The following is a 25,245-nucleotide window of genomic DNA, read 5'->3' as shown; positions in this document are numbered from 1 at the left end:
CCCTGACCCCACCCTTTTGATACCATGAAATCGTTCACCAAAACCCTGCTTGCCGGAGCCCTTGCGATCGCCGCCTTCACCGGCTGCACCCACGCCCAATCCTACACGTGGAAACCGGTTCGCGTCGGCGGCGGCGGTGCAACCACCACCATCCAGGCGCATCCCAAGGTGAAGAACCTCTACTTCATCACCACCGACGTCGGCACGCCTTACCGCTGGAACGCGACCGAACAACGCTGGGAAGGCCTGCTCTACAAAAACGGTCCCAAGGGTTGGGAAAACCGTAGCGCCGCCGCCCGTCTGGCGTTCGATCCCAGTGACGCCACCGGCAACACACTCTACCTCACCACCGGCGGCGCGTGGTCCGTGGACGGCACGGTTCTCAAATCCGTTGATCGCGGCAACACATGGGGCGACTGCCAGATCCGCCTCGATGTGAATCCCAACAAGGAGCAGGGCGCCGGCCAGCGCATCGCCGTGGATCCGAACAACAGCTCCGTCGTTTATGTCACCACGCGCGGTGCCAAGGATGCGCAGGTCACCGAGACCAACGGCACGTTTAAGACCACCCGCGGCGGCGCGCCCGGCTCGTGGGAAAAAGTGAATGACCTCTGCGGTAACTTCGTCCTCTTCGATCCCAGTGGCGGCATGGTCAACGGCGTCACCCGCACGATCTACATCGGCACCTCGCAAGGCGTGCAGCTCAGCACCGACGGCGGCGCGACGTTCACCCTCATGCCCGGCAGCCCGGTCACCGCCACCCGCGTCAGCCTCCACTCCAGCGGCGTCCTCTATGTGACGGCCGGCAACCCTTGGACCGGCAAGCCCAACGGTGGCGTGTTCAAATGGAGCAACAACGCCTGGACCACCATCAGCCCGCCCACGCCCGGCACTTACTCAGCCGTCGCCGTCAACCCGCAGAACAAAGACCAGGTCGTCGTCAGCAGCTGCTCGTTTTCCCCGTATCAATTCAACCACTACCGCAGCAAGGACGGCGGTGTAACTTGGGCCATGATGAACAAGTCCCACGACAAGTCCGAATCCCCGTGGTATGCCTCCTCCATCGGCCAGGCCACGAGCACGTTCTGCTGGGATCCCTTCAAGCCAGCCACCGTCTGGTTCACCGATTTTTTCTTCGCCTACAAAACCGATGACGTGTGGGCCTCGCCTTCGGTCACCTGGAAGTCGCAATCCACAGGCCATGAGGAAACCGTTTACATCGGCAACCTGCTTTCCCCCGGCTCGGGCACCAACGTTCTCCACTCCTCGGTCGCCGACATCGGCGGCTGGGACCACAAATCGATCACCGAGTCGCCCGTCGTAGGCATGATGAAGTTCTTCCCCCACATCTTCACCAAGACCATCAGCGGCAGCGGCAACATGACCGGTGTGGCCGTTCAGGAAACCAACCCCAACTTCATCGCCCGCGTCGGTCGCATCTCTTGGGACGGCGCCGCCTACTGCGGCTACTCCACCGACGGCGGCACCACCTACACTCAGTGGAAGAGCCCGTCCGACGCCGCCGGCGGCCGCATCGCCGTCTCCGCCACCAGCGAGACCATGGTCTGGGTCACCCAGCAAAACGGCTCCTACCGTTCCACGGATCGCGGCAACACTTGGACGGCCATCACCACGTTGCCGAAGGGCATTCTCATCGGTGGCAACAACGTCTTCTCCACCGGCCCCCGCTTCCCGTTGGCCGCCGACAAGGTGAACGGAAAAAAATTCTACGTTTACCATTACGGTCGCGTGCATGTAAGCAGCGACGGCGGCGCGACGTTCGTCCAAGCCGCCAGCCTTCCCAACTCCTACCCCACCGACCCGCTCACCATCGAAACCACCCCCGGCAAGGAGGGCGACGTCTGGATCGGCATGGCGAAACAAGGTCTATTCCACTCCATCGATTCCGGCGCGACGTTCACCAAAATCGCCGGCATCGACAGCGCGGAGTTCATGGCGGTGGGCAAAGCCTCGCCGACCAATCCCGGAGTTCCCGCCGTTTACATCCTCGGCAAAATGGGCGAGGTCGAGAAGAGCCTCTTCCGTTCAATCGACAACGGCGCGACGTGGACCGATCTCGGTGTTCCCGCCATCGGCAAGTCTCCGTTCTGTATGACTGCTGACCGCCGTGTCTTCGGACGCGTTTACTTCGGCACCACCGGCAACGGCGCCATGGTCGGTGATATCGATTCCTCGGGACGCGGCAACTAAACCGTCTTCGACCCGCGCATCTTCACCGTCGCCCCCGACACCCACTCGCCGTCTATCATCACGGTGAGCGGTGCCGCGGGCAGGCCTTTTTCATTGCGGTGAATCTGGGCCACCAAGAGATCGACGCAAGCGGCGCCAATCTTGTCGTGCCGCTGTTTCATGCCCGCGAAATCGGGCTCGTTCGCTGCGTTGTGGTCCAGCATGACGACGCCCAAATCCACTGGCACGCGGTAACCGGCCTCCGTCAGATAAACTCGGACGAACTGATCCTGAACCAGCAAACAATCAGGACTCTCGTCCGCCACCCAACGGAGAATCCCCTCACGTGTCAGCTCATCAGGCATGTATGGAGCCACCCGTCGTAAACTCGCGACACACGAATGATGAAAAAGCATCGTGTGTAACCAGGCGTTATCCACGCGGTCATTTTGGTCGCGGCTCACGCAAAGTCCGATCCGGTGATACCCGAGGGACTGCAGTTGCCGGATCGCCTCGAGTCCGGTATGCAGCTGATGATTGACGACGCGGTGCACCGCCGGTGCACGCATGGAATATCCCAACGCCACACTCGCAAAATCCGCCCACTTCAAACGCGGCGGTTTCATCCCTCCCGGCACGGGTGCCATGACGATTCCAGCCACGCCGCGGTGCGTGAGAATACGGCTCAGTTTCGCCGCAGTCATGCCCAGTTCACCCAGCCAGAATTCCTCAGTCCGATAACCCAGCTGTTCCGCCCGCTCCACCACGGCGTTGAACGCAGTCCGATACGCAGGAATCCCCTGCCAAGCCGACTTGGTGTGATCCGTAGTGATATAACCGATACAGCCCGCATGGGGCGACCTGCGCGCATTCGCCAGATGCACCGACAATCGCTGGATGAGCGGGTCGGGCCGGTAACCCAGACTTTCAGCGATCTTCTTGATGTGCTCGCGGGTCGTCGCCGGCACCTTGGGGTTATTCCTCAATGCATATGAAACCGCCATCCGCGACACGCCTGCCGCATCCGCGATGTCCTGCATGGAAATACGTTTCATAAAATCCTAAATCGAGGCTTGGGAAAATGGGATGACGACACGCGCAACTCCATATCACAGCGCGCAAAATTCGATTGTTTACAGTAAACAAGTCGCCCCGTTGCCGACGACTTAAAAATTTCCAGTATTTTTGGTCATGAACCCCGTTCAATCTGCTCTCCCCAAAGGTTACTCGATAGGCGCCTGCCTTTTGGCCGGATTGCTGGCCGTCTCCGCCGTCAGTTCCGCGCATGCCGCCACCATCCTCGTCGACGATCAGTTCAACGACGGCGGCCTCACCAACGGTGCCGATCCTTTGGACACCGCATGGACAACCACTGCCGGCACTCTATCTGTCACGTCCAACGCACTGACCCAAAGCGCTACTACTTTCTTTGCCGTCAAGGCTGATACCGGCGCTACGGCTCTGACCAATGGAGGTGCCAACGACTCGATCACTCTTTCCCTGGACTTGCGCGCAACCTCCAATCCGGGGGCAGCAGACGCCGGGTTTCGCTTCGGCTTCAGCACCGCAACCAAGACGTATCTCTTTCACATCGGCACGGGCGGAACCGCACCCGGCGGATTTAAAGAGTTTAGTAGTCCCGACTCCATATCAGGAGGTGGTGCTACCTATACCACCTCACCGACACCCGGCGTCGCCCAGTCGATCACCAATACCGCATACCACACGTTTTCCATGACGATCACCCGCAGTGGTGCATCGTCGCTCTCCTTCATTGCAACCCTTGACGGGACCACCTACACGTCGGTCACGTCCAACAGCATAAGCGATTTCACTTTCAACCGGATCATCCTCGGTGAAGGCGGCACCGCGATACCGTTCGCCGTCGACAACGTGCTCGTCACCCAAGGCACCATCCCCGAACCCTCCACCTACGCCGCCCTCGTCGGACTCGCCGCCCTCGGACTCGTTGCTTTTAAGCGCTCGCGCAGCTCGCACTGAGCCTTACCGGTCGCCCATCGGCTTCGCCCGAAACCGCCCCGGTGCATCTCCGGCCAGTCTTCGGAACCATGCCACGAAATGGGCGTCGCTCTTGAAGCCCAATTCATAGGCGACCTGCTTCACAGGAATCTCCGCCTGCGCCAGACGACGCTTTGCATGTTCCAACCGTCGGCGCTCCCAATAACGCCACGGACTCAACCCAAAGGCCTGCACAAACTTCAGGTCCAACTGTCCCGGACTCAGTTGCGCCTCCGCGCGTAACAACTCCTTGGGGAAACCCGCGGCCATTGGGGACTCGTTGAGCCGTCGCACCACGCGTGTCAGCCGCTCGTCACCGCTGCCGCCATACGTCGGCCGGCAACCCTGTGCCGCGAGCGTTTCGCACCACGTCGCCAGCCAATTCACAAACAACGCCTGCTGCCGCAAAAAATCCGGATACGCCGCCTGTTCGTGCGAGTAGCCCACCTTCGCCGTCGGATGACTCTTCCGCACACTGCGCTGCAACTGCTCCGCTTGTTTTCTCAGCGCCGAACACACCTCATCGGAAATCATCCGCACGCCGAACTTTCCAAAAAAGTCATCCCCGGTCGGCCACTGGCAAAGAAAGTGTATCGAGAGAATACGCGCGTCATCCGTGACATCGATCGCCCCTTTTTCGCGCGCCCCCGTGAGCCACTGACCCGGCCCCGCTTCGAGCACACCGGCCGGGCTACTCAGCCGAACCTGTCCCGACCGCACATAACGCGCCCAGTAACCGGCACGCCCATCCGCCGTGCGCAGATGGCGGTATTCCGGGTCCACAACACCGTCATAAACCCAGATGAGCTCAGTCTGCAGACTGGCCCATTCGTGCAACGAGAGCCGTAGCGGCGGTGATGCGATCATGATATTTTGATACCAATCATGATAGAGCGAAATCGAGTTAATTTGCGGATGACCCTCTTGCACGAGCTCATTTCCCCATGAAAAACCCGACCCATCTCGCTGGCGCCTGGAAACAATTCGCCGGCCTGTCCGCCGCAGTCCTGCTGGCCCACACCGTGTCCGCCGTCACGCTCACGTTCAATACAGCTGCCGACTACGACAATAACTTCTACGAAGTAGCGAACGGCGGAGATCTCACCGCCAGCGTAGCCAATGGTTACCTTTACAAGTCAAACGGCACGGCTACCAGCGCGATTTACAACACTCACTCCACCGGTGCTCTCACCGCCGGCGCCGGGGGCACCACCGGCGGCACGCCGATCGATACATTCGGTGATTTCACCATCGAAGCCACGTTCAGCTCGAGCCAGCTGGCAGCTGCCAGCACCGGCATCGGCTTTTTCACCAAAATCAATGGCGGCGTGGGCTACGCAGCCCTTTTCCGCCTCACCAGCGCCACCACCGCCGATTTCAGATTATATGAACCTGCGTCCCCCTTATCCCTTGGCACCCAGATTGGGAGCGATCAAACAATCACGCGGACTTCGGGTTCGTTTGCGACGAACAGCTTTTACATCGCCAGGCTCACGGTCACCGATGTCGGCACAAACGTGCGATTCGAGGCATCTATATGGACCACCACCGGCACCCAGCTCGGCAATACGATCACACTGACCGACACCACCTCCGCCATAATTGGTCTCGGCGAGGTGGGTATTCGAGCGGGGTCTAGCGCGTCACACAATCTACAAATTGACAGTTTTTCCATCTCCGCCATCCCCGAGCCGAGCTCCTACGCGCTCCTCGCTTCCGGCGGCGCACTCTTCGTCGCTCTGCTCCGCCGCAACCGCACCCAACGCTAATCTGTCTTCCCCCCCGTGTCCGCTTCTACGCTGCCGTTCTCCCGTTCCCTTGAAGTCGATGCCAGCTGGGATGTCATCGTCGTAGGCGGCGGTCCCGCCGGTTGCACCGCTGCCGCGGCTGCTGCCCGCGCCGGTGCTCGCACGTTGCTGCTCGAGCAAACCCAGTCGCTCGGCGGCAGCGGCACCACCGCGCTCGTGCCGGCGTGGTGCCCGTTCTCCGACCGCAAGCAGCTCATCTATCGCGGACTCGCCGAAACCATCCTCAACGCCTCCAAACGCGGCACGCCGCACGTTCCCGCCGATCAGATCGACTGGGTCGCCATCAACCCCGAGCAGCTCAAACGCGTTTACGACGACCTCCTTGCCGAACACGGCGTCGAGGTGCTGTTTCAAATCGTCCTCGCCGCCGTGAATCGCGACGAGTCCGGTGATGTCACATCCCTCGTCATCGCCGGCAAACACGGGCTCCGCGCCCTCAAGGCCCGCGTTTACGTCGACTGCACCGGCGACGGAGACCTCTCCGCCTGGGCCGGTGCCGAATTCCAAAAAGGTGACGAAAACGGCAACCTCCAGCCCGGCACGCTCTGCTTCGTGCTGGCCAACGTCGACGAGGCCGCCCTCGCCGCGATCCCGGGCCGTCTCTACGGCGGCGACCCGCTCAGCCCGATCCACGCCATCCTCGCCTCCGGCCGGTATCCAGAAATCCCCGACACCCACCTGTGTCACAACAAAATCGGTCCCGGCACGCAGGGCTTCAACGCCGGCCACATGTTCTATGTGGACAACACCGACCCCGTCAGCGTCTCCCGCGCCGCCCGCGAAGGCCGCAAGATGGCCGACGCCTACCAACGCGCGCTCGCCGAGTTCGCACCCGCCGCGTTCGGCAACTCCTTCCTCGTTTCCACGGGCACCCAGGTCGGCATCCGCGAAACCCGCCGTATTGTCGGCGACTACATGCTCACACTCGACGACTGGCTCACCCGCCGTGACTTCGACGACGAGATCTGCCGCAACGCCTACTTCATCGACCTCCACGCCACCGCCGAGGAGATGCGCATCAAAAAAAAAGTCACCGAGCATCGCTTCGAGCACTACAAGGCCGGTGAATCCCACGGCATCCCCTACCGCTGCCTCACACCGAAAGGCCTGCGCAACGTCCTCGTCGCCGGCCGCAACATCTCCGTCGAACGCGCCGTGCACGGCAGCATCCGCGTGATGCCCGTGTGTTTGTCGATGGGCGAAGCCGCCGGCCTAGCCGCTGCCCTAGCCAGCCGTGACGAGGTTCCCGACGTCCACGCCATCGATACCGACGTCCTGCGCTCCCGCCTGCGCGAGGTCGGCGCCTACCTGCCGGAAGCCGTGCAGGTTTGATCGAACAATCTCTTGAGAAAGTCCCGGTGCTCGACCGCCGGTCTTTTCACCGGGCTCGGTCCGTGCAGAACTTAGGTTGTCAGCAACCCCATTACCCTATGGCTACCTATCGTTTTTCATCCCGCCGCGCGTTCACCTTGGTCGAACTGCTCACCGTCATCGCGATTATCGGCGTTCTCGCCGCGATCCTGATTCCTGTGCTGGGCTCCATGCGTGAGAAAGCCCGCGCCACCCAATGCGTGGCCAACCTCCGCTCGTGGGGCAACGCCACCGGACTCTTTGTCGCAGACAATAACGGCCGTCTTCCCTCCAGTGTCCACGGCACAACGAAGATCGATAATGTCGATATGTCGACCGATGCCTACTCCTGTCTTATCCGTTATGTGATGCCGCCAAACCACTCGACCCAAAAGTGGGGATTCAATTCCAACGACATGGCCGCCTATATGTGCTCGAACCTCGACGACGCGGGCAACGGCATGAAGTGGGGAACGTATGGATTTAATATTTATCCTTCGCAACTACCCATGACGACCATCTCCAAACCCTCTAGAATGATATGGGCCACGGAACTTGCCGCCGGCAAACGCTGGATGGATTTCAGCACACTCGGCACCCACCTGATCGCCACGACCGTCAAACCCCACGGCAAAAACAACAACGTCCTCTACCTGGACGGGCACGTGAGCTCGCAAGATGTCGCTCAACTTTTCCGCGCGGATTTCACGCGTGACACGGCGTCCTACCTCTCGTCCCACGACACACAGCGTGTCGCCAACTGAGCATTACACGTCGTCGTTCGACGCAGCCCGACGAGGCACCGTGCGTGTGGCGAACTGATACTGCCTGCACGCCCGTTAACTTTTGTCGACCGGGCGTAAGTCTCGCACCGTCTCGCTCGGTTCCCAGATGCCGTCGATCATCACGGTGCGCGGCGTTGCCGGAAGGCCGCGCTCATTGCGATGTATCTGGGCGACGACGATATCAACGCACGCCGCACCGATCTCGTCGTGCTGCTGGTTCATGCCCGCGAATTCGGAATAGGAATACGAGTCACGATCCAGCATCGCGATACCGATGTCGTCGGGCACCCGATATCCCGCACCCTGCAAATAATCCCGGATCGCGGGATTATGAATCAGCAGGCAGTCCGGCCCTTCCACCTTTACCCATCGCAGCATATCAGCGCAATCAAGCTCCTGCGGCATATGGGGCGTTATCCTGCGCGAACGCGGAATGCGTGAATGATGGAAAAGCAGGGCATGCTCCCAGGCGTGGTTGACGCGCTGATTCTGTCCGCGGTCCACGCATAATCCGATCCGTTGATATCCGAGCCGAACCAGCTGACGAACCGCCTCCATCGCGGTGTTGAGCTGGTGATTCACCGACCGGTGAAGCGGAGGCTTAAGCATGGAATAACCCAAGGCCGCGCTGGCGAATTTCGCCCATTGCAGGCTGGGCGGTTTGGTTCCGTCGGGGATCGGCGCAATGATGATGCCAGGGATACCACGATGAACGAGAATGCGGCTTAGTTTCGCACCCGTCATACCCGGTTCCCCCAGCCAGAACTCCTCCATTCGATAGCCCAACTGTTGAGCGCGTTTAACCCCGGCGTTGAAGCTGGTCAGATAGGGATGCATGCGCCTCCAGGAATCTTTCGTTGGTTCATTGGTGATGTATCCAATACACCCTACATAAGGGGAGCGACGGGCATCAGCTAGGTGCGCCGAAAGTCGCTGAATGAGTGGGTCGGGCCGGTAGCCCATACGCTCCGCCACAGCTACGATCTTTTGACGGGTTTCAGCCGCAATCTGCGGATCGCCGCGCAAGGCATAGGAAACAGCCATGCGCGAAACACCGGCCGCAGTCGCAACATCCTGCATGGATATACGTTTCATCGGACGGAAGACTCGGAAGCGGCATGCACCGGAATGAAGAGCGGAATGCCCTGAAACCCAAACTAGCCTCAGGCAAAGGCGGCGCAACCTCTCTTTACAGTAAAGAGAGGGCTAAATTGCCCGCATACCGCCACGCCCCAATGCTGCATCCACTCACCCCGCAGCCCCTTCCCAGAATGATCATGAATACTCACCGCCCGCGTGCGTTGCTAGCCATCCAAGCAACCGATTCCAAATCGAAGACCGCACGACGCCCAATCACCGCGATTTCGCTGTCTACATTTCTGACCCTTATGCTCGGGCTCGTAACCTGTTCGGCGGCGCATGCCGCCTCCGGCACCTGGAACGTGGATGCGGATGGCAATTGGAGCAATGGAGCCAACTGGACGCCCGGCATCGCCGATGGCACGACGTTCACCGCCAACCTCACGTTTAATCTCACCGGAGATCGCGTCGTCACACTGGATAGCGCACGCAGCCTAGGCGTCCTGAACATCGGTGATACCGATGCGACCAACAGTTACATGCTGGCGACGGGAGCAAATACCCTGACGTTTGATAACGGGTCCTCCGATGCTCAGCTCAACCAGATCTCGACCGCCAACGGTGCCACGATCTCCGGCCTCCTCGCGATCGGCGGCAACGGCAACCTCACCATTAGCAACGCCGCTTCCGCGAAAACGCTCACCCTTTCCGCCGGCATCACCTCGGCGCTCACCGGCGGCACGCAGACCCTGACCTTCAACAACGCCAACGCGGTATCGGTCGGCGGCATCATCGCCGACGGCTCTTCCGGCGGCACCATCGCCCTGACCAAAACAGGCGCCGGCACGACCACCCTCACCGCCGCCAACACCTACACCGGCTCGACCACCATCAACCAAGGCACGCTCGCCCTCGGCGGCGGCGACAACCGACTGGCGACCACCGGCACCCTGATCTTCAACGGCTCCAGCGGCACGCTGGATGTGGGCGCCAACAATCAGAGCCTGTCCAACCTGGTCCTCTCGTCCACGGCAACCAGCACCTCCACGATCACCGGCACCGGCGGCACCCTTTCGCTGACAGGCGCCGCGCTCCAAATCGGCAGCACGACCAGCAACATCAACCAGACCGTCGATATGTCCGGATTGAGCAATTTCAACTACTCGAATGCCAGCGGCACGATCAATGTGGGCGCAATCGGAACCACCAACTCCGTCGGCACGTGGACACTGGCCGGAACCACCGTCATCACGGCGGCCAGCGTGGGAATTGCCGCCAACGCGCCCAACAACGGAAGCAACCACCAAGGCGTCGTCCATCTCGGCCAGACCAACACGATCAACGCCGACAACATCCTGATCGGCAGCACCTCGGGCACAGGCACTTTGGATTTCCAAGCAGGCCTGACCGCTCCCACCTTGAAGATTCGCGGCACCGGCGGCACCGACAGTGATCGTGCGGCCGTGGTCGTGGGCACCAACAGTGGTTACACTGGGGCAAGCGGCACCTTCAACGGAGGAACCGGCGTTCTGGATGCCAAAATCAGCACCCTGAAGATCGGTGAGAATACCCGCAACTCGGCCATGCCTTCCGTATCCGGCACCTTTTCCATGGGAGCGGGCACCCTTGATGCCACGACCGTCACCATCGCCCACAATGTCTCTGGAGGCACCTCTTCAAACAGCAGTTTTGTTCAAGGAACCTTTAACTTGAACGGCGGCACCGCCACCATCGCCACGCTGCAGATCTCCAAACGAGACGTCTCCGGCATCGCCAACACCGTGGCTAATTTCAACCTGAACGGCGGCACCCTTAACGTCACTTCGCTTCAGGTCGGCGCCACCGGATCGACCGGCGGCAACGCCAACTTCACCTGGGCCGACGGCACTCTCAGTAACATCAGCGGCAGCAATCAGACCGTATCGAATGCCGGAGCCGCCCCCGTGTTCACTCTGACCAATACCAATAACGTCTCGGGCACGCACACGTGGAACGTCAACGGATCCGATACCTCAACCGTCAATACCGTCGTCATCAGCGGCGAAGGCTCATTGACCAAGATCGGCACCGGCACACTGACCTTCGGTGCCGCTAACACCTACTCGGGTGATACCTTCGCCAACTTCGGCACGCTGGCGACGAACGCCACCGGCAAATTAGGCACCGGCCATGTCACGGTTGCCAGCGGTGCCAAGCTCACCTTGGGCAACAATGTGTCGATTGGCGACCTGTCCACGCTCACCTTCGACAGCACATCGATCGCGAGCAGCATCAGTCTCAATTTCTCCGGAATCGAAACCCTAGGTTACGTTTACGACTCCATCACCGCGACCTATCTCGCCGGTGGCACCTACACGGCCGCCCAACTGAACTCGGCCTTCCTCACGTCGGTGTTCACGGGTATCGGCTCACTCACGGTTTCCGCCATCCCCGAGCCCTCGAACTACCCGGCTCTGTTCGGCGCACTCACACTGACCGGAGCATTCTGTAAGCGCCGTCGCACCGTTCGCCGCTGAAACGCTGAAAAAACTCTGGACGAGAATCCGGATTTTTCACGGTGCGGCTAAGCGTTACGTTCAGAAATCATCGATTCTCGCCACCCGCCGCCCCTTCCGGACCGATTAGTGGCAAGCGGCCCTTCTTACTCGTCGATAAACTCGACTACGAAGCTCGCCCACGCGTGGCAGAGGCTGGAGCCCGTGTTCCATTCTTCCCACCACGTCGTCGCACCGCGCTCGAGCATGCCTGCGTAGATCGGCATCAACAACTCCCGCGCTTCGCGCTCCATGCCGTAACGTTTCAGCGCATGGCAGAAATGGAACAGGCTCGCAGGCACGTTGCAGGGCAGGATTCGTTTCTCGTCCGCCGCCGCTTCACCGATCTGCGCAAAAAACGGCGTCGTTCGTTTTGGATACGGCAACACGTAGCGCTGCGGCAGACACGCTTTAAGCAACTCCTTGGCCTCGTCGTCCTCCAGCAGTCCGTGATAAGCCGCGTAACCCACTGTGGTCTGGGTCAGCCACGCCCAGGGATTCACCCGCAACTCCACGGCCCGTCCATTCACGCGCGCATCACGCCATTCCACGTCGCTCAAAGACGAGAGATAGCATTCCCAATCGATGCCGCTGAACTCCACCTCCAGTTCCAATCGATGCCAGCTCGTGTCCGCCGGCGTCGGCAGCGTAATCGGCTGATAAATCGCCGACCGCGTCCACGACCCGCCTTCTTTCACCGACGCCACGTCGACGCCATCGATCCACACGCGCGCACCGCCATGCACCGCGAGCCGCAGCGGATGCGCCGCTTCGCTTTTTCTAAACTCCACCTGCAGACGGAAACTCCCGCCCTTCCCGCCACCATGATGATACACCCACTGCCGGTGCTTCTCATGCTCCGGCGTTGAGTCCGCATCCAGCAAACGTCCATCTCGCAAAAATACTTCGCGAAACGCAGCGCGCAAACGCACCGCTATCGCATCAAACTCCGCCGCACGTTTCTCGTCTCCGCACGTCCGCAGCAACGCGGCCAGCGCCCGATAGCCGCCGTGATACACCGCATTGAGCCCCGCGCTTCGCGGGAACTTCGGCAGTTCGAACGTGTTGTCCAAAAAGATCCAGCCCGGCACATCGACGAGCAGACCCGCCGCATCCTCGTATTGGCGATAGGCCAGCACGCCTCGCTCCGCGAGCGGCAGGTTCTTCCGCACCGTTTCCAAATCTCCGCTGAGTTCGAGATAACGCAGCAGCAGCACCGCATACGACATCGAGAAATCCGGGATGACGATCATCGCCGCAGGCGACGGATAACACGCGCGCAACAACCCGGTCGCGTCCGCGCCACGTGGGAACTGGTGCAGAAACCGCCGGATCGGCTCCAGCGTGCCGAAGAGCTGAAACATCGCTCCCATGTAAAACTGCGAATCGAGATACTGCGCGCGTTCACGCCACGGACAATCCGTCAGCATGTCCTCGGTGTTCAGCTCGATCGTGCGCGCCGAAACTTCACGAATACGCCGTATCAGTTCCGATCCGTCACCCGCCTTCGCCCACACCGGTTCATACGGCCAGACGTGCTCGATCACGCGCAGCGCCTTCACATCGACCGGCGCGTCGAGCTGCAGAAAGCGGAACGCGCGCTTCTCGTAACTGCGCCACTTCGCCTCGCCTGCGATCAGCTCCAGGCGGTCACTGTAATTCATCCCCGCCTTGGTCGCATCGACACGTCCGGCGATCAGCGCCTCGGCATAAGAAACCGCCAGCGTCAGCGGCCGATCCGCATGCACGTGTATTTCGACGTAGCCGCTCACCTCCTGGCCCATGTCAATCAACCAGCCGCCTTCGTGCGCCACCTGTGACACCGGCACACGCACCGTCTCGCGCCACTCAGGCAGATCGCGCGCCAGTGCAGTCGGACGCTCCGTCCACGGGTGCAACGCCACCGCACACGCTTCGCCCCACGGAAGATCAACCGCCGCAAAATCCACCCGCTCGGAAAACCCGAGACAGCCGAAGAGCCGGTGCGCGTCCTGCCGGTAACGCGTCATCCGTCGCGTCCGCCAGCCACCCGTCTCTGAAAAATCAATCTCCGCCATTCCCGCCACTGCGAAACGCCCCGCCACCAGAATCGCCGGCGTTCCCGCCTGATAACTCTGCGAGTTCTGCCCTTGATGATGCGCGACAATACTCACCTCGTTGCGCCCGCTCATGAGATGAGCACGCAGATCAATCGTATCGAAATAAAAATACGGCGGCACTTCGCGCGGTGGGCCGGAGTGCACGAGGCGTCCGTTTACCCATAACCGCAGCGAAGTCTCCGCCGACAACTGAATCCACGCCTCGGTGATGTCACCGCCCACGTCGAGTTCGCGCGAGAACTCAACGTAGCTGTTGGGACCGGCGACGCCCTCCGCCCAAATCCAGCGGGCGTTTCCAGCGAGCGCTTCATCAAATGGCGTGGACATATAAAAACGTGAAGGGCGCGGACAAGCCGCGCCCCTACTTTACGACGTAGGGGCGCGCCTCGTGCGCGCCCGGGTTTGGCTGATTACTGCTTAATCTTATGCATCATCGTCTGACCCGACCACAGCTCGTTGGTCTTCGGGTTGAAGCGCAGGATCTGCGGCTTGCGATGCTGGATGTCGCCGGTGAAATCGGTCCAGGTCACACCGCCGTCGGTGGTCTTGAAAACGTCTCCCTTGGAGCTGCCATCCCACGTCACGGCCGAGATCCACATGACCTTCGGGTTGCGCGGATCGATTTCGAGACCGACCACCGAGCGGCCCTTGATCTGCGTGATCTGCTTCCACGTTTTACCGTGGTCGGTGCTGCGCCAGAGGTTGTTGCCCGCGGCGTAGAGCGTGCCGTCCGCAGCGGCGTGAACGTTGAACAGATACTGGTCCTGCTTGAAGGCATAGTTCCAGGAATCGCCGCCGTCCTCGCTGATGTAGACACCACCGTTGGTGCCGAAGCCACCCCAGATGATGCGCTTCGGATTCGTCGGATCGATCGCGAGACCGTAATACATGCGACGGCTGCCGGGCTGGTTTTCGAGCTGCTTCCAGGTGTAGCCGCCGTCGACCGACTTGAATACGCCGCCGCCCTGTTTGCCTTCGGTCGCATCGCCATCGATGCCGAGGTAAACGATCTTCGGGTTAGACGGATCGACCGCGAGCGCGCGCGGATAACCGCGGCCCCACATGGTGTTCGCCTTGATCTCGTAGGTTGGCAGACCGGCCGTGGTCTGCTTGTAGGTTTTGCCGCCGTCTTCGCTGATCACAACAATCGTGGAATTCTTGCCGGTCCACGGACTGACGGTCGCGATGATGCGATCGACACCATTGATGTTGTTCACGGCCAGACGCCAGTTGTGACCGGAGAACTCGCCGTCGTATTTGAGCGGCCAGAGTTGTTTCCAAGTCTTGCCCTGGTCTTCGCTCATCAGCGTGCCTTCGTCCATCGCGGAGGCGTAAGTGCGGTTACCGCTGAAACGGATGTCGGTGTGAACCGTGATATCCGCGCCCTTGACGCGCTCTTCCCACGTGCGGCCACCGTCGGCGCTGTAAGCCGGGCGCCAGTTGGCACTGATGAAGATTTCCTTCGGGTTGAGAGGATTGATGGTGAGGTTGGTCGGAGCGCTCAAACCGGCCGAGGCGCCATCGCCTGGCGTGGTCGGATCAACAGCGACATCGGTCTTCATCGTGCGGGAAAGCGTCCACGAATCACCTGCGTCCACGGAGTAGAAGAAGTCGCCATTCCAGCCGTCCGAACCGATGGCATAAACTTCCTTGGAGTTGGTCGGGTTGACCGCGATTTCGCGGGCCGAGAACTTGGGCGAAAGCTTCGTGGAGATTTTCTGCCACGTGGCGCCACCATCGGTCGATTTGTGAATGCCCTCTTTTGCAAACGCGCCGTAGATCACATCGGGATTGGCGGGGTCGAAGGCGGCGTGCATCGCCTTGGCCGGAGTGGCCAGCGGCTTCCACGTCTCACCCTTGTCTTCGCTGATCAACAAGCCGCTCTCCGAAGTGGCCGCGAGCACGCGGGTCGGTTTTTGAGCGGAGACCACGACGCTGGAGACGGCGCCACCGGCGGAGGCGGATTCACCCAGGCGCACGTTGCCGTAGGACTGCACTGCTTTGTCGGCATTGAAATCACGCACGGTGAGTTTGGCTTCTTTGCCGTCGGCTCCCTTGGCCGCAAAGAAGATACGCGCGATCTTCAACACAGACGCCGCGTCCGGTGCCGAAACTCGCGAAAAATCGATGCGGTTAACCGTGGTCCAATCCGGTGTCTTGGGCGCAGTCGCGGCCAGGTCGGGCGACTTCTTGGCGAAGTCCGGATCGAGCACAAAATCGTCGGCCGAGAACACGACATCGCGTGGTTGCACATCGGAGAAAACCTCCGAAACACTGCGGCTGCGATACGAGAGACCGGTGGAGGTCTTCAAATTGATAAACGTCTTCTCAGGCGTGGAACCATCGCCCTTCAGCGTGAAGCCAATGCCCGTGGCGGCAGTGGCATCTTTGGGAAACTCCAGCGGTGACCAGATGCCGCCGAAATACGCGCCGTTGGCCTTGCCGAATTGCACGCGAAGGCCGGCGAAGGTATCGACCGCGACACCCTTCTGATAGACGACGCGCCAGGTCATGGCTCCGTCGGTGCTCTTGTAAACTTTACCGCCGGGGCTCGCCGCATAGACGATGTTGCTATCGGTCGGATCGGAGGCGACGGAACGCACACTGATGCCGCGCTCCGACGTGATGTGCAGACCTTTCTTTTCCGTTCCGGGAATGAACTTCCAGGACTCGCCGCCATCGGTGCTCTTGTGCAGACCGCCTTCGGTGCCTGCGTAAACGATGTCGGGATTCTTGAAATCAACCGCCAGCGAATACATGGCGTAGTCGATCAGGCCCTTGTTCACCATCTTGAAGGTTTTTCCGTGATCGGTGGACTTGGCCACGCCGGCCACGTCCATACCGAGGAACAGCACGCCGTCACGCTTCGGGTGAAATGCCGCCGAGTAATAAAAGCCACCGCCGCTCCAGCCGGTCGGCGTCCACGCGGGCGTCGCATTTTCGGCGGTCGGTGAAAGCTGCGCGAAAGCAAACGGTGCGGAGGCCGCACAAAGACCGGCGAGCAGCCACCGGTGAGGTTTATTCAACAGACGAGGGATCATCATGGTAACGGGGTTAATGTTATATAAGAAAAAACAGAAAGAGCGGGCTGCGGATTCCGATGAATTGTGAACATCAGGAAGCGTGCTGAGGGCGCAGGATATGACCGGGGTGAAGGGTAACGGCGCTTCGAAGACTCCCCGCCACGCAGGCCGGCGCGACTAGATTTAAATGAAATTGGGCCGTTACTCATAATTTTGTTCAAACATTCATCCGAGCGACTCATCACGCCTGCATCTCAAATCATTGTTTGAACATTGGCCCGTGCTTCTCCGGGCGACCGGCTTCTGCATTTGCCCGCCTTGAGGGCGCCGGGCTTTGGATAGGGCACACCTTTGCGGGGCACTGCCTCGCCCGGTTTCCCCCACCTCCTTGATGAACACCCTGTCTCCGGCCTCGCTTTACCGCTATCACGCCGCGCAGCCGCGCTCCACTACCTTTGCCCTCTCGGTCAACGGAGAACCCGTTGCCACGCTGCTGGCGGAGAAAGCCGACTTCGCCGTCTTTGAATGCACGGGGCCCACCCTCATCTCCATCGTGGCCGAGTCTTCCGCGGCAGATGCCCAGGTGAAACCGCTTTCCGCCGGCATCATTCCCGAGATCGAGAACCGCACCATTCAGTTTCAGATCGAGGGACCGCGCAACTTGTGCATCGACGTGCCGGGCCTCAAGCCGTTGTTCATCTACGCCAACGCGCCGGAAATCAACAAGCCCTCCGCCGGTGAGGAGGGCGTCCACTTCTTCGCGGCGGGAGCCATTCACGAAGCCGGCGAGATCGTCCTTAAAAACGGAGAAACGCTTTACATCGAGGGCGGCGCAGTCGTCCGCGGTTTCGTTCGTTCCAACGGTGCCACCAACGTCGCGATCCGCGGCCACGGCATTCTTGACGGACGCTATCACAGCTACGCCCAGGGCGATCGCGTGCGTTCCGTCATCTTCGCGCACTGCACCGGAGTCGAAGTCTCCGACATCATCATGATCGAGCCCACCTCGTGGATGCTCGTCTTCGCCTGCTGTCGCGACGTGCATGTGGACGGGCTCAAGCAGATCGGCTCGTGCATGTCCTCCGACGGCATCGACATCTGCGCCTCCAGCGATGTCCTGATCGAAAACTGCTGCCTGCGCAACGACGACGACAACATCGCGATCAAGGCCGGCGTATTCGAAAAAGTCTTACACTGGACCAATAACGTCGAAAATGTCATCGTCCGCCACTGCATCTTCCTCAACGGCCAGCCCGGAAATGCCATGGAGATTGGCTACGAACTCAGCACCGATCGCGTGAGCAACGTCGTCTTCGAAGACATCGACGTCATCAACGCGCACGGTGACGGCGCCGTGTTTTCCATCCACAATGGCGACCGCGCCATCGTTGAAAACATCCGCTGGGAAAACATCCGCGTCGAACACTACTGGGACAAGCTCGTGGACTTCCGCGTGGTGCGCTCGCGCTACAACCGCGACACCGAGCGCGGGATCATCCGCAACATCCACCTGAAAAACATTCGCGTTATCCACGCCTACTTCAATCCCGGCTGTTCGACTTCGCTGATCAGCGGCTACACCGCGGAAAAGCCTGTGCACGATGTGCATTTCGAGGATTTTTATTTGAATGAAAAAAAGGTGATGTGTGCCGATGAACTGGAGTTGCATACCCGCAATACCGAAGACATCCGTTTCTCCTGACCCCTGACAGCTGCTTAGAGAATCTGCCTTTCGCCCCTTCATGCCCCACCCCTACCCCACCTTGTGTGGGCGCAGCCCTTTGAGCTGCGCCTTGTCCGCGCCCGTGCTGTTCCCAAGCGCCCTGCCGCACGACAACGAAGTGACTGCACGGGCCGCGACTTCCGCCGGCTACTGAATCCAACCCGCTCAGCCGATGCCCAAATCCCGTCACGCTTTATCAGGCACTCACAACACCGGTCGCGCCTGCCCGGGAAAAATCCGCCTGCGCACCGCGGGAGTCTTGCTCATCACCTCGATCAGCCTGGGCACCCTCTCCGGACAGACGACCGCAGCGGCGCTTGAAACGACATTCAACCAAGGCGCTGATGCCTACAACAAAGGCGATTACGCCCGCTCCATCACGCTGTTTGAGCAGGTCTTGAAACAGGCCAAGCCCAGCCCCGCGCTCGAATCCATTTATTTCACCATCGCCCAGGCCCGGCTGCTCATGGGCGACCACAATGGAGCCATTGAGGCCTTTCGCACTTACCTGAGGCTCTACCCCAACGGCGCCCAATTGAACGACGCCCGTGCCGGGCTCACCAAGGCGTTCATCGCCACCAAGCGCATGCCCGAGGCCCTCGCCGCCATCGATTCGCTGCGCAACTTGCGCGAGCGCTCCGGCTCACAGGGCATTGACAACTATGCCTCGGTGCTCGACCTCACCCTCAGCATCACCGATTCGCTGCTCGCCGATAAAAAACCCGCGCAGGCCTTGGAGCTGGTCCAGGCCGCGTTGTTTCGCGATGAAATCATCGAAGCCCAGCGACGCCGCATCGGACAACTCGAACGTCTGTATAAACTCACACTGGCCACCAGCGCAGGCACCGGCGCGGATTCCGTGATCGGAGCCAACCGCGACGCTCTGGCCACCCGCGTGAAAAACGCCCAAGACGCCCTTAAGTTCATCGAGGAAAAAACCGATTTCGATATCCCGCGCCTGCTGCGACAGGCCCAGTGTTACATGGAGCTCGACCGCCCGTGGGAGGCGACCGTTGTCTACAACGAAATCCTGTCGCAATTCCCCGAATCTCCTGATCGCGCCTATGCGTTGCGCGGGCTCATTTTTGCGCGGCAGATGGTCAATAAATTGGCGGAGGCCCAGAGCTTGTGCCAGCGGTTCATCGACCAGTTCCCCACCAGTCCGCTGGCCCCTGAAATCGCCGCGATCGGCGGTCAGATTTCCTCGCAGCTTCAAGACGACAAAAATGCCGAGGCCTTCTTCGGCGTCGCCGTGACCGGCAGCCAAGGCGACATGCTTGAGCGCGTGATCTTCCAGCTCGGCGGGACCCGGTTTTCACTGAGCGACTGGGCCGGAGCCCGCGCGATGTTCGATCGCTACGTGCGCGACTACCCCAAGGGACAATGGGCCGACAATGCCGCCTATCGCTCGGCCATCACCTGGTTCCTGGATATCGCCGATGTTGAGCGCTACACCAAGGCCGAGAAATCCATTCAGGCCTTCATCGATACACACCCGTCGAGCGAATATCTCGCCGACGCCTACTACCGCCTGGCGGTCTGCAAATTCGCTTATCAGGAATACAAAGCCGCCCTCACCGCCTGCGCTGAATGGCAGAAACGTTTTCCGGAAAACAGCCTCCTGCCCGAGGTGCTTTCATTGCAAGGCGACGTGCAAAAAACGATGGGCGACACCGACGCCGCGACCGAGTCCTACCTCGGCGCGACCGCGGCTTCGTCCAGCGATGACGTGATCTCGTATGCCCTCAACGAGGTCGGCCGCCTGCTCGAACAAAAACGCGACTGGGCGCGGCTCGACTCCGTTTTCTCGGGACAGATCGAACGCCAGCCCGACAGCAAACTCGCCCTCGGCTGGTATTATTGGGTCGCCCGCGCCAAAGCCCGCGCCGGCCAGATCGATGAATCCTGGAATTTCCTCGCGGACCATGTCGGCGTCCAACTCGACAATCCCGCCAACGAGGACGTTGAAAAAATCATCGAGCTCATGGCGCAGATTCGCTCCCGCCAACGCACACCCGAAGGCGCGCCGCCCGCGCCTTTGCCCAGCGTTCAACTCGGCGAACGCCTCCATATCGCCGACGATGCCTCGCCGTTGATCAAAGCGCGCGTGCTCTACTATCAGGCGCGCGTGTTCGGCTTTACCCGGAAACAGGCTCAAGCCGATGCCAGCATTCTTTCGATTGGCACCCAGACCCCGCCCGAGTCATTGAGCGCACCGCTTCTAGCCGTCTCCGGCGAAGCGCTCTTCAAGTCCGGCAATACGGAACGCGCAGAGTTGTTCTTCAATGCGCTGCTGGAGCGTTTCCCCAACTCCGATTACCGCGACTTCGCCTACGTGGGACAGGGCGATCTCGCACTGACCAAAAACGATGCGCAAGCCGCGCTCGCGCATTACACCGACGCCATCAAGAAAACCGGCGCTCCCCATCGCCAGCGTGAAGCCACCGTCGGCCAGGCGCGCAGCCAGTTTGCCTTGGGCAACTTCGCCGAAGCCACCAAGCTTTTCGAGTTGATCGCCGGCGCGAAGGAATGGCGCGGAGAGGCCACCGCACTCAGCCTTTTTTACCTCGGCGAAATCGCCGTGAAACAGGGCGATCTCCCCAAGGGCATCATCTTTTATCAACGCGTTTTCGTCAGTCACGTGCGCTACCCCGAATGGGTTGCCAAGTCCTACCTGGCCAGCGGACAAGCTTTCGAAAGCCTAGGCAAAAAACCGGAGGCCGCCAAAACCTATCACGAGATGCTCCGTAACGAACGCCTGGCCGACCAGCCGCAGACCGCCGTCGCCCGCACCCGTCTCAAGGCCCTCGATCCCTCCTCCTCATGAAGCGCCTAAGCCTCCTTCTCTTCACCTTCGTTTTGCTGGAGACCGCGTGGACACCTCTCTCGCACGCACAGACCTTCTATTTCACGGACGGCCGCAAGGTGCCTCTTTCCGATGCCCGCATCAAGGGGACCAACATTCTCGTCTCCATCAAAATCGAGGGGGCCGGCTCGGCTGAAACCACGCTGCCGATCGCCACGCTCGATCATATCGACTGGCCCGCCCCCGCCGGTATCGCCGCCGCCGCCGCCGATCTCGAAGCCGGAAAACCCGCCGTCGCCCTCGGAAAAATCGAGCCCCTCCTCCGCGAACAAGAACCGCTGCGCGAAGTCCCCGGTTCATGGTGGAACCAAGGCGCCGTGATCAAAGCCATTGCACTCGCCCGCCTCGGGAAAGAGGCCGATGCCGACGCCGTTCTCGACCGCATGCGTCGAGCCAAAGCGCCTGCTGGTGATCTTTTCCGCGGCGAACTCGCCATCGTCACCCAACTGGTCAACACCGGCAAAACCGACGAAGCCAACGCGCGGATCGCCGCCCGGCAAAGCACCGCAAACGACGAGGACAGCCGCGCCGCACTCTCGATCATGAAGGGCCTCATCGCCGAAAAATCCGGACGGACCGAGGACGCTCTTCTGTCTTATTTGCGGGTGCCCGTTTTCTCCCCGTCCTCCACCGCGCTCATGCCCGCCGCGCTGCTCGGCGCTTCCCGCGCGTATCAAAAACTTGGCGACACCGTGCGTGCCGCCGAAACCCTTTCCACCTTGAAAACGCGTTTTCCGAACTCACCTGAAAACGTCGAGGCCAACCGCTAATTTTACCCGCTTTATAACTCCATGAAATCACTCCGCTCCCTTCGCCTTATCGGTCTTTCCACCCTTGCGTGCTGCTTCGCCTCGATTGCGTTCGCCCAGGAGGCCGCACCCGCCGGCACCGTTGCTCTCGCCGAGTCCAAGACCCTTTTCGACAAGATCATGCTGGCCGGTCCGACGTTCATGCTGATCCTGTTTCTCTCTTCGGTCTTCATGGTGTGGCTCATTATCGACGGCGTGATCCGCACCGCCAAAGCCAAGCTCGTGCCACCTCCGGTCCTCGCCGCCGTCCGCCAGCACCTCATCGACGGCGACTATGAATCCGCCGCCGGCGTGGCCATCGCCAGCGACACCGCACTGGGCAACGTCGCCGCCGCCGCGTTTACCAAGGTCGGTCTCGGCAAAGACGCCACCGACGACGCCATCTTCGAGGAAACCGAACGCGTCCGCGGCGTCTTCAACTCCCGCATCAGCTACCTCTCCGTCATCGGTGTCATCACGCCGATGGTCGGCCTCACCGGCACCGTCTTCGGCATGATCCAAGCCTTCGACACGCTGGGCTCCTCCGGCGTGGGCGATCCGTCCAAACTCTCCGAGGCCATCGGCCACGTGCTCGTGTGCACCGGCGGCGGCCTCGTGGTCGCGATCCCCGCCTTCGCGTTCTACTACGTCATGCGTAATCGCATCTCCGCGGGCTTCCGCCATCTGCAAGTCGAGATCAACGCCATCTTCCACCACCTGCCTTACGAACACCTTCAGGGCCTGCGCTTGGAAAACGATGCGTTTGTCCCCGCGCCCCCGCGCAAACAGGCCGCTTTGCGTCCGGCCAACTCATAACCCTCAACCCGCCCCACCACCATGGCCGGAGGAGGATCAGGAGACGGCGAAGAGCCGGAATTCCAAATAGCGCCGATGATCGATGTGCTGCTCGTGCTGCTCATCTTTTTCATGAGTTCCATCACCTCGCAGGTCGCCCGCGTGGACAAATCCATCAGCCTGCCCGTCGCGCCCAACGCCTCGAAACAGGAAAGCGCCCGCGACCAGTCGATCATCAACGTGCGCTGGGACGCCGCCAAACAGCTCACCACGTTTGTCTTCGAGGATGTCGGTTACGAGCGGCTCGATACCGTCGTGCCCATTCTCACCGAACGCAAAAAGCATTCGTCGAACTACCGTCTCGTCATTCGTGGCGACCGTCTTGTTCCGGCCGAGCAGATCTCCATCGCAATGTCGGCCGCAGCCTCCGCCGGCATCGCCGATATCACCTTCGCCGCCGCCCCTCGCTGACCCATGAGCCATCGCAAGAGACGTTCCACCGAAGCCAGCCCTGACCTGGGCTTCCAAATCGCCCCCATGATCGACGTGGTGTTCGTCGTGCTCGTTTTCTTCATGTCGCTCACCGCCGCCATCAAGATCGAGGCGGAGCTCAACACCAAACTCCCCGGCGGCATCGCCTCCGCCACCTCCGTCGATCTCCCCGATGAACAGACCATCGGCATCGAGGCCAACGGCCAGGTTCTCCTCAACGACGCCCCGTTCGACACCCCCGGCGACGCCGCGCTGCCCAACCTTTCCAACACGCTCAAACGCCTCAAGGAAAACGCCGACAACGCCAAGACCAAGTTATTGATCACCATCTCGAGTGATGCGAAGGCGCCTTACTACCGCACGATCGATGTGCTCAACGCCCTCGCCGCCGCCTCCGTGGACAACGTCACCTTCACCGTCGACGACGGCTTCTGAGTTTAAAGCAACGCCCCATGAGTAATTTCAAAACGACCTTCATGCGCTACCTCAAAAGGGCCGGCGCGGGTTCGATGATGATCAGCATCATCGTCCATGTGTTCATCCTCGGAGGCGCCACCATCTGGGTCGTCAGTTCCGTGCAGCCGGCGCGCAAGGCCAACTTCCAAGGCGGTGGAAATCCGTCCGGCCCCGCCGACACCATGCGTTCGGTGAAGATGTCCAACACCCAGCCCAAACTGGATACGTTGAACAAACGTCTCGTCGTGGAATCCGCCGCCTCGTCCGTCACGCTGCCCGACCTTCCGCCCATGAGCACCGGCGGTCCCGGCGGTCCTTCGTCCGCCGGTGGTTTGGGCGGCTCCGGCAGCGGAGCCGGCGCGGGCGCCGGTCTCGGCAACCTCAAGTCTCCGATCATGCCCTTGTTCGGCTTCAAGGAGGCCCAGACCGGCGGCACACTGGTCGGACGCCTTTACGATCTGAAACAATTCCGCACGGGAAAGCCCAACCCCGACGTCGAAAAGGTCGGGCCGGGCGTTCTCGCCGCCAAGGAAGTCACGTCCTTTATCAAATCGGGATGGTCGAGCAGCTCGCTTTACAAGTTCTACCAGGCGCCCACCGCGCTCTACGCCACGCAGATTTTCGTCCCGGTCATGTCCGCCAACGAAGCACCGAAGGCCTACGGAGTGGAAAAGGAAGTCCAACCTAAAGCCTGGCTCGCCCACTACCGGGGCAAGGTCAGCCCGCCCGTCACCGGAGCCTACCGTTTTGTCGGTGTGGGCGATGATATCATAGCGGTGCGAATCGACGGAAAACTCGCGCTCGACGCCGGCGGCAAGGCCGTTTCCGACTTCAAAACCGACCGCCCCAAATCGGCTAATTATTCCTACGATTTTGTCGCCAAAGGATGGATCACCAGCAACCGCGGCGGCGTCGTCGTCGGCAATCGCCTCGAACTGCGTGCCGGTCTTTACTACGATATCGACATCGTTTTGGCGGAAGGTCCGGGCGGCCTCTTCAGCGCCATGCTGCTCTTCGAACAGGAAGGGGTGACCTACGAAAAAGATTCGCTGGGCAATCCCCTTCTCCCGATTTTTCGCATAGCGGACAGTAAAACCGCTTCGAGTCGAAGCGCGCTTCCCTTCATGCCGGACGGCCCGATCTGGCGCGCCATCGCGCCTCCTCAGACCACCAATCGGTAACGCGGCAACACCGGGGAAATTCACCCCTGCCGGCGTTGTTCAAACAATGACCTGAG

Annotated in this window: 18 protein-coding genes; 13 read left to right on the top strand and 5 right to left on the bottom strand. The window is 60.8% G+C overall.

Annotation, left to right across the window (positions count from 1 at the left end):
* Window positions 1-24: 24 nt before the first annotated feature.
* On the top strand, window positions 25-2,211 hold the full coding sequence (locus FPL22_RS14580; RefSeq protein ID WP_144353719.1) for a WD40/YVTN/BNR-like repeat-containing protein: 2,187 nt from the start codon (window positions 25-27) through the stop codon (window positions 2,209-2,211).
* Here FPL22_RS14580 and FPL22_RS14575 read toward each other — a convergent pair.
* Complete coding sequence (locus FPL22_RS14575) at window positions 2,208-3,245, bottom strand: LacI family DNA-binding transcriptional regulator (protein ID WP_144353718.1); 1,038 nt, start codon at window positions 3,243-3,245, stop codon at window positions 2,208-2,210. The two genes, FPL22_RS14580 and FPL22_RS14575, sit on opposite strands and share 4 nt — an antisense overlap.
* A 136-nt stretch (window positions 3,246-3,381) precedes the next feature.
* Here FPL22_RS14575 and FPL22_RS14570 point away from each other — a divergent pair, with 136 nt between their 5' ends.
* On the top strand, window positions 3,382-4,191 hold the full coding sequence (locus FPL22_RS14570) for a PEP-CTERM sorting domain-containing protein (protein WP_144353717.1): 810 nt from the start codon (window positions 3,382-3,384) through the stop codon (window positions 4,189-4,191).
* A 3-nt stretch (window positions 4,192-4,194) separates the two neighbouring features.
* Here the strand turns inward: FPL22_RS14570 and FPL22_RS14565 are convergent, their stop codons facing one another.
* The gene (locus FPL22_RS14565; RefSeq protein ID WP_144353716.1) at window positions 4,195-5,076 is read right to left on the bottom strand and encodes a helix-turn-helix domain-containing protein; all 882 of its coding nucleotides are present in this window, start codon (window positions 5,074-5,076) and stop codon (window positions 4,195-4,197) included.
* 77 nt (window positions 5,077-5,153) lie between these two features.
* On the opposite strand from FPL22_RS14565, the gene FPL22_RS14560 reads away from it, so the two are divergent.
* The 3 genes from FPL22_RS14560 to FPL22_RS14550 all read left to right on the top strand — a co-directional run bounded on the left by FPL22_RS14560 (window position 5,154) and on the right by FPL22_RS14550 (window position 8,131).
* Complete coding sequence (locus tag FPL22_RS14560) at window positions 5,154-5,978, top strand: PEP-CTERM sorting domain-containing protein (protein WP_144353715.1); 825 nt, start codon at window positions 5,154-5,156, stop codon at window positions 5,976-5,978.
* A 15-nt stretch (window positions 5,979-5,993) separates the two neighbouring features.
* A complete protein-coding gene (locus tag FPL22_RS14555) occupies window positions 5,994-7,349 on the top strand; it encodes an FAD-dependent oxidoreductase (protein WP_238991427.1) in 1,356 nt (451 codons plus the stop codon).
* Window positions 7,350-7,447: 98 nt separating this feature from the next.
* Entirely contained in the window at window positions 7,448-8,131 is a 684-nt protein-coding gene (locus FPL22_RS14550) for a type II secretion system protein (RefSeq protein WP_144353714.1), read from the top strand.
* Window positions 8,132-8,206: 75 nt separating this feature from the next.
* Here the strand turns inward: FPL22_RS14550 and FPL22_RS14545 are convergent, their stop codons facing one another.
* On the bottom strand, window positions 8,207-9,247 hold the full coding sequence (locus FPL22_RS14545; RefSeq protein ID WP_144353713.1) for a LacI family DNA-binding transcriptional regulator: 1,041 nt from the start codon (window positions 9,245-9,247) through the stop codon (window positions 8,207-8,209).
* A gap of 182 nt (window positions 9,248-9,429) precedes the next feature.
* Between FPL22_RS14545 and FPL22_RS14540 the strand changes: the two genes are divergently transcribed.
* Window positions 9,430-11,748, top strand: a complete 2,319-nt coding sequence (locus FPL22_RS14540; RefSeq protein ID WP_162525321.1) for a beta strand repeat-containing protein — start codon at window positions 9,430-9,432, stop codon at window positions 11,746-11,748.
* 125 nt (window positions 11,749-11,873) lie between these two features.
* Here FPL22_RS14540 and FPL22_RS14535 read toward each other — a convergent pair whose 3' ends face one another.
* Both FPL22_RS14535 and FPL22_RS14530 read right to left on the bottom strand, forming a co-directional pair.
* Entirely contained in the window at window positions 11,874-14,192 is a 2,319-nt protein-coding gene (locus FPL22_RS14535; protein WP_144353711.1) for a family 78 glycoside hydrolase catalytic domain, read from the bottom strand.
* Window positions 14,193-14,275: 83 nt separating this feature from the next.
* Window positions 14,276-16,909, bottom strand: a complete 2,634-nt coding sequence (locus FPL22_RS14530) for a WD40/YVTN/BNR-like repeat-containing protein (RefSeq protein WP_144353710.1) — start codon at window positions 16,907-16,909, stop codon at window positions 14,276-14,278.
* 370 nt (window positions 16,910-17,279) lie between these two features.
* Here FPL22_RS14530 and FPL22_RS14525 point away from each other — a divergent pair, with 370 nt between their 5' ends.
* The 7 genes from FPL22_RS14525 to FPL22_RS14495 all read left to right on the top strand — a co-directional run bounded on the left by FPL22_RS14525 (window position 17,280) and on the right by FPL22_RS14495 (window position 25,189).
* Window positions 17,280-18,590 (top strand): glycosyl hydrolase family 28 protein, encoded by a 1,311-nt coding sequence (locus tag FPL22_RS14525; protein WP_144353709.1) that lies wholly within the window; start codon window positions 17,280-17,282, stop codon window positions 18,588-18,590.
* Between the two features lie 193 nt (window positions 18,591-18,783).
* Window positions 18,784-21,438 carry a tetratricopeptide repeat protein gene (locus FPL22_RS14520; RefSeq protein ID WP_144353708.1) on the top strand — a complete coding sequence of 885 codons (2,655 nt, stop codon included), beginning with the start codon at window positions 18,784-18,786 and terminating at the stop codon, window positions 21,436-21,438.
* On the top strand, window positions 21,435-22,247 hold the full coding sequence (locus FPL22_RS14515; protein WP_144353707.1) for a tetratricopeptide repeat protein: 813 nt from the start codon (window positions 21,435-21,437) through the stop codon (window positions 22,245-22,247). The genes FPL22_RS14520 and FPL22_RS14515 overlap by 4 nt, the downstream gene beginning before the upstream one ends.
* A 21-nt stretch (window positions 22,248-22,268) precedes the next feature.
* Window positions 22,269-23,081 (top strand): MotA/TolQ/ExbB proton channel family protein, encoded by an 813-nt coding sequence (locus FPL22_RS14510; protein ID WP_144353706.1) that lies wholly within the window; start codon window positions 22,269-22,271, stop codon window positions 23,079-23,081.
* Between the two features lie 21 nt (window positions 23,082-23,102).
* A complete protein-coding gene (locus FPL22_RS14505) occupies window positions 23,103-23,531 on the top strand; it encodes an ExbD/TolR family protein (protein ID WP_144353705.1) in 429 nt (142 codons plus the stop codon).
* 3 nt (window positions 23,532-23,534) lie between these two features.
* Window positions 23,535-23,987, top strand: coding sequence for a biopolymer transporter ExbD (locus FPL22_RS14500; RefSeq protein ID WP_144353704.1), 453 nt, complete (start codon window positions 23,535-23,537; stop codon window positions 23,985-23,987).
* 41 nt (window positions 23,988-24,028) lie between these two features.
* A complete protein-coding gene (locus FPL22_RS14495; RefSeq protein ID WP_144353703.1) occupies window positions 24,029-25,189 on the top strand; it encodes a PA14 domain-containing protein in 1,161 nt (386 codons plus the stop codon).
* Window positions 25,190-25,245 lie beyond the last annotated feature (56 nt).

This window comes from Rariglobus hedericola (assembly GCF_007559335.1).
GTDB lineage: Bacteria > Verrucomicrobiota > Verrucomicrobiia > Opitutales > Opitutaceae > Rariglobus > Rariglobus hedericola.
This window is presented reverse-complemented; position numbering and strand designations above follow the sequence as displayed.